We start from the raw sequence: 13,174 nt of genomic DNA on the forward strand, positions 1-13,174 counted from the left end.
AAGTGAGTAGACATTGAGGGGTGAGTTTAAGTTGGCAGGACATCTTGTTCAGTATGGTCGACGCACTCGGCGCAGTTATGCACGAATTAACGAGATACTCGAAATTCCGAACCTGATAGAAATCCAACAAAAATCTTACGAATGGTTTTTGGAGGAAGGTTTGCGCGAAATGTTCCAGGACATCTCGCCTATTCAGGATTTTACCGGTAATTTGGTATTGGAATTTATCGACTACAGTCTCGGTGAACCGAAATATACGGTAGACGACGCGAAGGAACGCGACGTTACTTATGCCGCACCACTTCGGGTTAAAGTCCGGCTCATTAATAAGGAAACGGGCGAAGTCAAAGAGCAGGAAGTATTCATGGGGGATTTCCCGCTGATGACCGAAACAGGCACGTTTATCATTAACGGTGCGGAACGGGTTATTGTCAGCCAGTTGGTTCGCTCCCCTAGCGTCTATTTCAGCACTAAAATAGATAAGAATGCAAAGAAATCTTATACCGCAACAGTGATTCCGAACCGTGGAGCATGGCTGGAACTTGAGATGGACGCGAAGGATATTATTTATGTTCGGATCGACCGTACTCGTAAAATTCCTGTTACTGTACTACTAAGATCGCTTGGTTTCGGTACAGATGCAGAAATTTTGGACCTGCTTGGTAACGACGAGTATATTCGGAATACGCTGGATAAAGACAACACGGATTCGACAGAAAAAGCGCTGATCGAAATTTATGAGCGTCTTCGTCCGGGCGAACCACCAACATTGGATAATGCAAAAAGCTTGCTCGTAGCTCGCTTCTTTGATCCAAAACGTTATGACCTGGCTAATGTAGGTCGTTACAAAATTAACAAAAAGCTTCATATCAAGAACCGCTTGTTCAATCAACGTCTTGCTGAGTCTCTAATTGACGCCTCTACAGGTGAAATTATTGCAGAAGCAGGTCAAGTTGTTGACCGTCGTTTGCTTGATGAGATTCTTCCTTCACTTGAGAGTGAAAACGGAGTTGGAACACGTACTTATCATGTAGCGAACGGTGTACTCGATGCTAATGATATTCCTGTTCAAACGATCGATGTGTTTTCACCAACAGAAGATGGAAAAGTTGTGAAGTTGATTGCAAACAGCAATGTTGATAAATCTGTGAAGAATATTACTCCAGCAGATATTATCTCTTCCATCAGTTACTTCCTTAACTTGCTGCATGGCATTGGCGATACGGATGATATCGATCATCTGGGTAACCGTCGTCTACGTTCCGTAGGTGAACTTTTGCAGAATCAATTCCGTATCGGTCTTTCTCGTATGGAACGTGTGGTTCGTGAAAGAATGTCCATCCAGGATGCGAATGTAATCACGCCACAAGCGCTCATTAACATTCGTCCTGTAATTGCATCGATTAAAGAGTTCTTTGGTAGTTCCCAATTGTCTCAATTTATGGACCAAACGAATCCACTGGGAGAACTTACTCACAAACGTCGTTTGTCTGCACTCGGACCGGGTGGTTTGACACGTGAACGCGCTGGCTTTGAAGTGCGTGACGTACATCCATCTCACTATGGCCGTATGTGTCCAATTGAAACTCCAGAGGGTCCAAACATTGGTTTGATTAACTCCTTGTCGACCTTTGCTCGTGTTAATGAGTATGGATTCATTGAAGCTCCTTACCGCTGGGTAGATCCTAAGACAGGTCAAGTTACTGATCAAGTTCGCTACGTTACTGCTGATGAGGAAGATAACTATGTTATCGCTCAAGCGAATGCGAAGTTGAATGATGACGGTACATTTGCCGAGGATATGGTTGTTGTACGTTATAACAAACAGTCCGATAACATTACGACGATGCCTAATAGTCGAGTTGACTATATGGACGTATCACCTAAACAAGTAGTTTCCGTAGCAACGGCACTCATTCCGTTCCTTGAGAACGATGACTCCAACCGTGCGCTCATGGGATCTAACATGCAGCGGCAGGCTGTTCCTCTTCTAATTCCTAAAGCACCACTTGTAGGTACAGGAATGGAACATAAATCTGCAAAAGATTCCGGTGTATGTATTGTATCCAAACATGACGGGATTATTGAGAGATCTTCTGCCAATGAAATTTGGGTTCGCAAAATTGAAGTGGTAGACGGTAAAGAAGTTAAAGGTGACGTTGTTAAACATAAATTACACAAATTTATGCGTTCGAACCAAGGAACATGCATTAACCAACGTCCAATTGCAAAAATTGGTGATCGCGTTAAGGTCGGTGACATTTTGGCCGATGGTCCATCTACTGAGATGGGAGAACTTGCGCTTGGTCGTAACGTTGTCGTTGCCTTCATGACTTGGGAAGGTTACAACTATGAGGATGCTATCCTTCTTAGTGAGAAACTCGTGAAGGAAGATGTATATACATCAATCCATATCGAGGAGTATGAGTCCGAAGCTCGTGATACGAAACTTGGACCAGAAGAAATCACACGCGATATCCCGAATGTGGGGGAAGAAGCACTTCGTAACCTAGACGAACGTGGTATTATCCGCATCGGTGCTGAAATTGCTGCTGGTGACATCTTGGTAGGTAAAGTTACACCTAAAGGGGTAACTGAACTTACAGCGGAAGAGCGTCTCCTTCATGCCATCTTTGGTGAGAAGGCTCGTGAAGTTCGTGATACTTCCCTTAGAGTACCTCACGGTACCGACGGGATTGTAGTAGATGTGAAGGTGTTTACTCGTGAGAATGGCGACGAGTTGCCTCCTGGCGTTAACCAACTTGTTCGTGTCTATATCGCTCAAAAACGGAAAATTTCCGAGGGTGATAAAATGGCCGGACGTCACGGTAACAAAGGGGTCGTGGCCCGTATTCTTCCAGAAGAAGATATGCCGTTCCTTCCAGACGGAACGCCGGTTCAAGTTGTTCTTAACCCACTGGGTGTACCATCTCGTATGAACATCGGTCAGGTTCTCGAAGTTCACTTGGGTATGGCAGCGATGCAACTTGGTATTCATGTCGCTACACCGGTATTTGACGGTGCAACAGAGCATGATGTATTTGATACGATGGAAGAAGCAGGAATGCAACGTAATGGTAAAACAGTTCTATATGATGGCCGTACTGGTGATCGTTTTGAACGTGAAGTTACTGTTGGTGTCATGCACATGATCAAACTTGCTCACATGGTTGACGATAAGATCCATGCACGTTCCACAGGTCCTTACTCTCTCGTTACTCAACAGCCGCTGGGTGGTAAAGCTCAGTTCGGTGGACAACGTTTCGGGGAGATGGAAGTATGGGCGCTTGAAGCATATGGTGCAGCCTACACGCTTCAAGAGATCCTTACTGTTAAATCGGATGACGTGGTTGGCCGTGTGAAAACTTACGAATCTATCGTTAAAGGTGAGAATGTTCCAGAACCGGGTATTCCTGAGTCCTTTAAAGTTCTTATTAAAGAGCTTCAGAGCCTTGGTATGGACGTTAAGATGCTCACTAAAGACGAAGAAGAAATTGATTTGAAAGAATCAGATGACGATGATGATGCTACTGGCGATAAACTGAGCCTCAATCTTGAAGGTTCAGAAGTAGGCGTAGAATAATTCATTAGAAAGTCATTTGTCTCAATACCGGAATTTTCATCAGGCTCTTACACCCCTTCGGAGGTACTTTGTGACCTCTTTCGAAGGGGTAAGAACCTAGAATTTAGGACTTGGTTAAGGAGGGTTGCTCCTTGTTGGACGTAAACAATTTCGAATATATGAAAATCGGGCTCGCATCCCCGGAAAAAATTCGCTCTTGGTCCCGCGGAGAAGTGAAAAAGCCGGAGACGATTAACTATCGTACGTTGAAGCCGGAAAAAGAAGGTTTGTTCTGCGAGAAAATTTTCGGTCCTACTAAGGACTGGGAATGTCATTGCGGTAAATACAAACGTGTACGTTATAAAGGCGTAGTTTGTGACCGTTGTGGCGTTGAAGTAACTCGTGCTAAAGTGCGTCGTGAGCGCATGGGACATATCGAATTGGCAGCTCCGGTTTCACATATCTGGTATTTCAAAGGCATTCCGAGCCGTATGGGTCTGGCTCTTGATATGTCTCCGAGATCTCTGGAAGAGATCATTTATTTTGCATCCTATGTTGTTACTGATCCAGGTGAGACTCCACTGGAAAGAAAACAGCTTTTGTCCGAGAAAGAATATCGTAGCTACCGTGAAAAATATGGTTACGGATTCCACGCAGGCATGGGTGCAGAAGCAGTAAAAAAACTACTTCAAGATCTTGATATTGAAAAAGAACTTGAATTTCTGAAAGAAGAGCTTCGTACTGCTCAAGGACAACGTCGTAATCGTGCGATCAAACGCCTTGAAGTAATTGAAGCTTTCCGTAACTCTGGCAACAAGCCGGACTGGATGATCATGGATGTACTTCCTGTCATTCCTCCTGAGCTTCGTCCAATGGTTCAGCTGGATGGTGGACGTTTTGCGACGTCTGACTTGAATGATCTGTACCGCCGTGTTATTAACCGTAATAACCGCTTGAAACGTCTCTTGGATCTTGGTGCACCTGATATTATCGTTCAAAACGAAAAACGGATGCTTCAAGAAGCAGTTGATGCTCTTATCGATAATGGACGTCGTGGTCGTCCGGTAACAGGTCCTGGTAACCGTCCTTTGAAATCTCTCAGCCATATGCTGAAAGGTAAACAAGGTCGTTTCCGTCAGAACTTGCTCGGTAAACGGGTTGACTATTCTGGTCGTTCCGTTATCGTCGTAGGTCCTTACCTGAAAATGTATCAATGCGGTCTTCCAAAAGACATGGCACTTGAATTGTTCAAACCTTTTGTTATGAAAGAACTTGTAAACAAAGGTCTTGCTCACAATATTAAGAGTGCTAAACGCAAAGTAGAACGTGTGAGTCCGGAAGTATGGGACGTTCTTGAAGAAGTAATTAAAGAACATCCAGTACTACTAAACCGTGCTCCAACTCTTCACAGACTCGGAATTCAAGCGTTTGAGCCGATTCTTGTGGAAGGTAAAGCAATCCGTTTGCACCCGCTCGTATGTACGGCTTACAATGCCGACTTTGACGGTGACCAAATGGCCGTTCACGTACCTTTGTCTGCCGAAGCGCAAGCTGAAGCGCGTCTCTTGATGCTTGCAGCAGGTAACATCTTGAACCCTAAAGATGGTAAACCAGTTGTAACACCGTCTCAGGATATGGTCCTTGGATCTTTCTATCTGACTATGGATAATAAAGAGGAAAAAGGAACAGGTATGATCTTGCGTACGGTTAACGAGGCAGTTTCTGCTTACCAACGTGGATCAGCTGGGCTTCATGCTCGTGTTGCTATTCCGGTTAAAGCTCTGAACAAAACGAGTTTTACTGAGAAACAACAAGAAGCAATGATGATTACTACTGTGGGTAAAATTATCTTTAATGAAATTTTCCCGAGCAGCTTCCCTTATATTAATGATGCGACTCGTGCGAACCTTTTCCAAGGTACACCTGAGCATTCTTTTGTATATGAGAAAGGTGCAGATCTACAAGAAGCGATTATGAATGCACCTCAAGCTAATGGTGTAGGTAAAGAGTATCTTGGCCACATCATTGCACGTTGTTTTGAGGTTTATCATACAACAAGAACGTCTGTTATTTTGGACAAAATCAAACAACTCGGCTTCACGTACTCCACTCGTGCTGGTGTTACCGTTGGTGTATCTGACGTTATTATTCCAGAAGCGAAGTATGAGATTCTTCGTGTATCTGATGAGAAAGTTGCTGTCGTTACCAACCAGTATCGTCGTGGACTTATCACCAACGAAGAACGTTATGACCGTGTAATTGATATCTGGTCCAAAGCAAAAGATGATATTACTGAAATTCTCATGAAATCAATGGATCGCTTTAACTCCATTATGCTCATGGTGGATTCCAAAGCCCGTGGTAACAAATCACAGATTACACAGTTGGGCGGTATGCGTGGATTGATGGCCAACCCATCAGGACGTATTATCGAGCTCCCAATCAAATCGAACTTCCGTGAAGGTCTGACAGTACTCGAGTACTTCCTTTCCACTCACGGTGCGCGTAAAGGTCTTGCCGATACAGCGCTTCGTACAGCTGACTCCGGTTACTTGACTCGTCGTCTAGTAGACGTTGCACAGGACGTTATCGTTCGTGAAGATGACTGTGGTACTGACAAAGGATTTACGGTTAGCCGTATTCAAGACGGTAAAGAGGTTATCGAGGATCTATACGATCGTATCGAAGGCCGATATTGTTTCCAAACCGTTCGTCACCCGGAAACTGGAGAAATTATCGCTCATCGTAATGAGCTGATTGATTCAGACAAAGCAGAAGCAATTGTAGGTGCAGGTGTTCAGAAGCTGCAGATTCGTTCTGTGCTTAGCTGCCGCGCACGTCATGGAGTCTGCAAGAAGTGTTACGGACGTAACCTGGCAACAGGTAAACACGTGGAGATTGGTGAAGCAGTGGGTATTATCGCTGCACAATCCATCGGTGAACCAGGAACACAGCTTACAATGCGTACGTTCCATACCGGTGGTGTTGCCGGAGACGATATCACTCAAGGTCTTCCGCGTATCCAAGAGCTCTTTGAGGCACGTAATCCAAAAGGTCAAGCAACAATCAGTGAAATTGATGGTGTTGTTAAAGAAATTCGTGAAGCAAAAGATCGCCGTGAAATTGAAATCCAAGGGGAAGCAGAAACGAAAACTTATGCAGTTACCTATGGATCCCGTCTGCGCGTAAGCGAAGGCATGGAAATTGAAGCGGGCGACGAGCTTACAGATGGTTCTATTGACCCGAAAGAAATGCTTCGTATCAAAGGTGTTCGTGGCGTTCAAAACTACATCTTGCAAGAAGTACAACGCGTATATCGTAACCAAGGTGTAGAAATCAACGACAAACACGTTGAAGTTATGATTCGTCAAATGCTTCGTAAGATCCGTATTGTGGATGCAGGAGATACTACACTGCTTCCAGGATCGTTTGTAGATACTCACGAATATGAAACAGCAAATAAAGATGCAATTCTTAGCGACAAGGAACCTGCAGTGGCAAAACCAGTTCTTCTTGGTATTACCAAAGCATCCCTTGAAACAGATTCCTTCTTGTCTGCTGCTTCATTCCAAGAAACGACTCGCGTCTTAACAGATGCAGCTATTAAAGGTAAAGTCGATCAGCTTCTTGGTTTGAAAGAGAATGTAATTATTGGTAAATTGATCCCTGCTGGTACAGGTATGAATCGTTACCGCAGTGTTAAATTTGCTCAACCGGAAGATGGCGAATCGAATGTAGAAGCGCTTGAACCGGTATCTGTAGACTAGTAACAAGACTTTGATGTCTTAAGAGGCACCAGATTCAGGGTTGACGCGTACCGAATTGTACATCAGGAACCGAAGCGATTCGGCTCCTGATGCAACAATTCCAATGCTTAGAAATTATATGAATCTCTTGACAACGAATGTGTCTAGGTGCTAATATAGCAAAGGTGCGTGAGTAGTGCATGTTATCATGTCTTTTCGGAGGTATTGATAAATGTCGAACGACAACTTTTTGCAGGATGCTCATGTCAAGATCGGTACCAAGCAGACCATGAAGATGGTTGAGTCAGGACTTGCTGCTGAGGTTTACGTCGCACAAGATGCTGATATGCGGATTACTTCAAAAATCCAGGCTTTATGTGAGAAATACCAAGTGAAACTAACATTAGTCGACACGATGGAACGACTCGGTAAAGCATGCGGAATCGAAGTAGGAGCGGCAATGGTAGCCGTTGTGAAACAATAGGTTTTAGAAGATGTTTTTGTCTGGATGCACAAGCTTCCTATATGGCAAAAACTTTTCATTTGTTCTTTTATGAACCGCCTGGGTCTGTGGACTTAAAAAGTGAGGTTTATAAATAGAATGACGAATCTAGGAAGGGGGTGGCAACATGCCAACAATTAATCAGCTAGTTCGTAAAGGACGTCAAGCTAAAGTCTACAAGTCTAAATCACCAGCGTTGCAAAAAGGCTACAATGCCCTAAAACGTGAATCCACTAACATTAGTGCTCCACAAAAACGTGGTGTTTGTACTCGTGTAGGTACAATGACTCCTCGTAAACCAAACTCAGCACTTCGTAAATATGCCCGTGTTCGTTTGACGAACCGTCTCGAGGTAACAGCTTATATCCCGGGTATCGGACATAACTTACAAGAGCACAGTGTTGTACTGCTTCGCGGAGGTAAAGTAAAAGACCTTGCAGGGGTTCGTTACCATATCGTTCGTGGTGCTTTGGATACAGCAGGTGTAGCTAACCGGATGCAAGCTCGTTCTAAATACGGTGCTAAACGTCCTAAAGCTAAAAAAGCGTAAGATCATTTCATGATTTTACAGTGTCAGTAAGCCGATTGCTTAAACGCATCGGTCACAGAACAACAACAACAACAACTAAAGTATAAACATATAAGAAAGGGGGATATCCATGCCACGCAAAGGTCCTGTTACCAAAAGAGACGTGTTGCCTGATCCGGTATACAATAGCAAACTTGTTACTCGTCTGATCAACCGCATCATGCTTGATGGAAAACGTGGTGTTGCTCAAAGCATCTTGTACAATGCGTTCAACCTGATTCAAGAACGTACTGGTAAAGATCCAATGGAAGTCTTTGAAGCAGCTATCAAAAATATTATGCCGGTTCTGGAAGTTAAAGCTCGCCGTGTTGGTGGTGCTAACTATCAAGTACCTATCGAGGTTAAACCGGAAAGACGTACTTCCCTTGGTTTACGTTGGCTTGTAAACTACTCCCGCAGCCGCGGTGAGAAAACAATGGAAGAGCGTTTGGCAGCTGAGATCATCGACGCTTCCAACAACACTGGTGCTTCCGTTAAGAAACGTGAAGACACACACAAAATGGCTGAAGCAAATAAAGCATTTGCTCACTACCGTTGGTAGGATTTCAGTCTTAAAAATAAACTTCATTTTGAAGGGAGACCCAAGTCATGGCTACTAGAGAGTTCTCCTTGAAAAATACACGTAATATCGGGATCATGGCGCACATTGACGCTGGTAAGACTACTACCACTGAGCGGATCTTGTTCTACACAGGCCGTACGCACAAAATCGGGGAAGTTCACGAGGGTGCTGCAACAATGGACTGGATGGAGCAAGAACAGGAGCGCGGGATCACGATTACTTCCGCTGCGACGACTGCTCAATGGAAGGGTCACCGCGTTAATATCATCGATACCCCGGGACACGTTGACTTCACAGTAGAAGTTGAACGTTCCCTTCGTGTATTGGACGGAGCTGTAGGTGTTTTCAGTGCGAAAGAAGGCGTTGAGCCTCAGTCTGAAACTGTATGGAGACAGGCTGATCGTTACGGCGTACCTCGTATCGCATATGTAAACAAAATGGATATCATTGGCGCAGACTACTTGAATGTAGTTAAAGATATGCGCGAGCGTCTTCAAGCTAATGCTGTTGCAATTCAGCTTCCTATCGGAGCTGAGAACGATTTTGTTGGTATCATCGACATTATCGAGCAAAAAGCATATATGTTTAAAGACGATCTCGGTAGAGAAGTCGAAGAAACTGGCGTGCCAGCAGAATTTGCTGACCAAGTTGAAGAACTTCGTATGGAACTGATCGAGAAAGTAGCAGAACTTGATGAAGATTTGACTATGAAATACCTCGAAGGTGAAGAAATCTCCGTTGACGAGATTAAAGCAGCTCTTCGTAAAGGTGTAGTAGAAGTTAAAATCTTCCCAGTTATCTGTGGATCTTCTTACCGTAACAAAGGTGTTCAACTTATGTTGGATGCTGTTCTTGATTACCTTCCATCTCCGATTGATGTTCCTGCTATTACAGGACACCTGGAAGATGGAACAGAAGCGGTACGTAAATCTTCTGACGAAGAGTCGTTCTCGGCGCTTGCGTTTAAGATTATGACTGACCCTTATGTTGGTAAACTTACATTCTTCCGCGTTTACTCTGGTGTACTTCAATCCGGTTCATACGTATTGAATGCAACAAAAGGTAAACGTGAACGTATCGGACGTATTCTGCAAATGCATGCGAACAGCCGTCAAGAAATCACTGAAGTTTTCTCTGGTGATATCGCGTCTGCCGTAGGTTTGAAAGATACCGGTACAGGTGATACACTATGTGATGAGAAAAACCCGATCATCTTGGAGTCAATGAACTTCCCTGATCCGGTTATTCAAATCGCGGTTGAACCAAAAACCAAAGCTGACCAAGATAAAATGTCTGTAGCTCTCGGTAAATTGACTGAAGAGGATCCAACTCTTCGTGCTCATACTGATGAAGAAACAGGTCAAACAATCTTGGCTGGTATGGGTGAACTTCACCTTGATATCATCATCGACCGTATGCGTCGTGAGTTCAAAGTGGATACTAACATTGGTCAACCACAAGTTGCTTACCGTGAAACATTCCGTCAAGCAGCGCGCGTTGAAGGTAAATTCGTACGTCAGTCCGGTGGCCGCGGTCAATATGGACACGTATGGGTTGAATTCGAACCGCTCGAAGCGGGTAGCGGTAACCAATTTGAAAGTAAAGTAGTCGGTGGATCTGTTCCACGCGAATACATTGGACCTGCACAACAAGGTATTGAAGAGTCCATGAAAAACGGTGTCCTTGCAGGATTCCCGCTTGTAGACGTTAAAGCTACAATCGTAGACGGTTCTTACCATGATGTCGATTCCAACGAGATGGCATTTAAAATTGCCGGATCGATGGCACTGAAAGCAGCTAAAGACAAGTGTAAAGCTGTCCTGCTTGAGCCAATCATGAAAGTAGAAGTTACCGTTCCAGAAGAATACATGGGCGACGTTATGGGTATGCTGAATTCCCGCCGTGGTAGAATCGAAGGTATGGATTCCCGTGGTGGTACGCAAATCATTCGTGCTAAGGTGCCTCTCTCTGAAATGTTCGGTTACTCTACTACCCTCCGTTCTGGTACACAAGGTCGCGGTGTGTTCTCAATGGAACTATCTCACTATGAAGAAGTTCCAAGAACAATTTCCGAAGAAATTGTTTCCAAAGCTAAGGGAGAATAATTTTTACTAACTGATGTGTGTAGCACCCTGAGGTTTAAATAATCTTATGGTGCTTATCCACACAGTGCCAACATATAAAATTAACCATTTTAAGGAGGCCACGTTCAAATGGCAAAGGCTAAATACGAACGTAATAAACCACACGTTAACATTGGTACTATCGGTCACGTTGACCATGGTAAAACAACTTTGACTGCTGCAATCACTACTGTATTGTCCAAAACTTACGGTGGCGCAGCGATCGCTTTCGATCAAATCGATAAAGCTCCAGAAGAGCGCGAACGCGGTATCACAATCTCTACTGCACACGTTGAATACGAAACTGATGCTCGTCACTATGCACACGTTGACTGCCCAGGTCACGCTGACTATGTTAAAAACATGATCACTGGTGCTGCACAAATGGACGGAGCTATCCTGGTTGTATCCGCAGCTGACGGCCCTATGCCGCAAACTCGTGAGCACATCCTTCTGTCCCGCCAAGTAGGCGTACCTTACATCGTTGTATTCTTGAACAAATGCGACATGGTTGAAGACGAAGAGCTTCTTGAACTCGTTGAAATGGAAGTTCGCGACCTTCTTAGCGAATACGACTTCCCAGGTGATGACACTCCAATCACTCGTGGATCTGCTCGTGAAGCACTTCAAAACCCAGATGGTGAGTGGGCTCAAAAAATCGTTGAGATGTTCAAAGAGATCGATACTTACATCCCAACTCCAGAGCGCGACACTGACAAACCTTTCTTGATGCCTGTTGAGGACGTATTCTCCATCACTGGTCGTGGTACAGTTGCTACAGGTCGTGTAGAGCGTGGTACTGTTAAAGTCGGCGAAGAGATCGAAATCGTTGGTATTCACGAAGAAACTAAAAAATCCGTAGTAACGGGCGTTGAAATGTTCCGTAAACTTTTGGATTCCGCTCAAGCTGGTGACAACATCGGAGCATTGCTTCGTGGTGTAGACCGTGCACAAATCGAGCGTGGACAAGTTCTTTCCAAACCAGGTTCCGTTAAACCACATACTGAGTTCACTGCTCAAGTATACGTTTTGACTAAAGAAGAGGGTGGACGTCACAAACCTTTCTTCACTGGTTACCGTCCACAGTTCTACTTCCGTACAACTGACGTAACTGGTATCATCAACCTTCCAGAAGGTACTGAAATGGTTATGCCAGGCGACAACATCGAAGTTACAGTACAACTGATCTCTCCAATCGCTATTGAAGAGGGTACTCGCTTCGCGATCCGCGAAGGTGGACGTACTGTTGGTGCTGGTGCGGTAGCAAGCATTCAAAAATAATTTGACTTTATAGTCAAATTAACAATAGAGCAACAATGTATTGGAACGAGTAACATTGTACTGTAACGGTAAAAAAAGGTCTCCCCAGAAATGGTGAGGCCTTTTTCCTTTTATTTCCTTTTGCTTTTTTTATATTTTCATATATAATAGGAAAAGTTGTGATTCGGGAACAACATCTTAATTAAGAAAATATAGCACTTCATTATAGAAGATGAGCATTCATTCTTACTATTATATGGAGCCATGTAATAGATAGAAGATAAAGGTACTTATATATTTAAGAATCTTTAGTATAAAAGCTTGCAATATGCCTGTGTTTTCGATATAATAATAAATGTTGTTCTGTGACGTTGCGATGATGTGAGAGGTTACTGACACACCCGGCCCCTTTGCCATGGGAGAGTGGGTCAGAAAATTTTCACGGAGTATGTCCGATATAAAATTGGGCGATAGAAGGAGGGACTAAAATGGCAAAGCAAAAAATTCGTATTCGTTTGAAAGCTTACGACCACAGAATTCTTGATCAATCCGCTGAGAAGATTGTAGAAACGGCAAAACGTTCGGGTGCAGGTGTATCCGGTCCGATTCCGCTTCCTACTGAAAAACAAATCATTACTATTCTCCGTGCGGTACACAAGTACAAGGATTCCCGTGAACAATTCGAAATGCGCACACATAAGCGTTTGATCGATATTGTGAACCCAACTCCACAAACTGTGGATGCCTTGATGCGCTTGGATCTACCGTCCGGTGTAGATATCGAAATTAAATTGTAATACCATAACTTGTATTAATGAAGGAAAAGAGGT

Annotated in this window: 8 protein-coding genes; all 8 read left to right on the forward strand. The window is 44.0% G+C overall.

Features of this window, described 5'->3' with window-relative positions; genetic code table 11:
• The first annotated feature begins 31 nt into the window (after positions 1-31).
• The 8 genes from rpoB to rpsJ all read left to right on the forward strand — a co-directional run bounded on the left by rpoB (position 32) and on the right by rpsJ (position 13,141).
• Entirely contained in the window at positions 32-3,583 is a 3,552-nt protein-coding gene (gene rpoB / locus KFT32_RS21370) for a DNA-directed RNA polymerase subunit beta (RefSeq protein WP_211749513.1), read from the forward strand.
• 131 nt (positions 3,584-3,714) lie between these two features.
• A complete protein-coding gene (rpoC, locus tag KFT32_RS21375) occupies positions 3,715-7,329 on the forward strand; it encodes a DNA-directed RNA polymerase subunit beta' (RefSeq protein ID WP_211749514.1) in 3,615 nt (1,204 codons plus the stop codon).
• Positions 7,330-7,540: 211 nt separating this feature from the next.
• Positions 7,541-7,792: a ribosomal L7Ae/L30e/S12e/Gadd45 family protein gene (locus KFT32_RS21380; protein WP_211749515.1), complete on the forward strand. Its 252-nt coding sequence runs from the start codon at positions 7,541-7,543 to the stop codon at positions 7,790-7,792.
• 145 nt (positions 7,793-7,937) lie between these two features.
• A complete protein-coding gene (rpsL, locus tag KFT32_RS21385; protein WP_160036603.1) occupies positions 7,938-8,360 on the forward strand; it encodes a 30S ribosomal protein S12 in 423 nt (140 codons plus the stop codon).
• Positions 8,361-8,469: 109 nt separating this feature from the next.
• Complete coding sequence (gene rpsG, locus KFT32_RS21390) at positions 8,470-8,940, forward strand: 30S ribosomal protein S7 (RefSeq protein ID WP_047914093.1); 471 nt, start codon at positions 8,470-8,472, stop codon at positions 8,938-8,940.
• Between the two features lie 47 nt (positions 8,941-8,987).
• Positions 8,988-11,066, forward strand: coding sequence for an elongation factor G (fusA, locus tag KFT32_RS21395; RefSeq protein ID WP_211749516.1), 2,079 nt, complete (start codon positions 8,988-8,990; stop codon positions 11,064-11,066).
• A 108-nt stretch (positions 11,067-11,174) separates the two neighbouring features.
• Complete coding sequence (tuf, locus tag KFT32_RS21400) at positions 11,175-12,365, forward strand: elongation factor Tu (protein ID WP_211749517.1); 1,191 nt, start codon at positions 11,175-11,177, stop codon at positions 12,363-12,365.
• Between the two features lie 467 nt (positions 12,366-12,832).
• Positions 12,833-13,141: a 30S ribosomal protein S10 gene (gene rpsJ / locus KFT32_RS21405; RefSeq protein ID WP_005544556.1), complete on the forward strand. Its 309-nt coding sequence runs from the start codon at positions 12,833-12,835 to the stop codon at positions 13,139-13,141.
• Positions 13,142-13,174 lie beyond the last annotated feature (33 nt).

Source organism: Paenibacillus sp. Marseille-Q4541, from assembly GCF_018310695.1.
In the GTDB taxonomy this organism is placed as follows: domain Bacteria; phylum Bacillota; class Bacilli; order Paenibacillales; family Paenibacillaceae; genus Paenibacillus.

Coding starts and splice junctions, on each gene's coding strand:
- tuf (WP_211749517.1), top strand. CDS start 11,175: ATGGCAAAGGCTAAATACGAACGTAATAAACCACACGTTAACATTGGT.
- rpsL (WP_160036603.1), top strand. CDS start 7,938: ATGCCAACAATTAATCAGCTAGTTCGTAAAGGACGTCAAGCTAAAGTC.
- rpsJ (WP_005544556.1), top strand. CDS start 12,833: ATGGCAAAGCAAAAAATTCGTATTCGTTTGAAAGCTTACGACCACAGA.
- fusA (WP_211749516.1), top strand. CDS start 8,988: ATGGCTACTAGAGAGTTCTCCTTGAAAAATACACGTAATATCGGGATC.
- rpsG (WP_047914093.1), top strand. CDS start 8,470: ATGCCACGCAAAGGTCCTGTTACCAAAAGAGACGTGTTGCCTGATCCG.
- KFT32_RS21380 (WP_211749515.1), top strand. CDS start 7,541: ATGTCGAACGACAACTTTTTGCAGGATGCTCATGTCAAGATCGGTACC.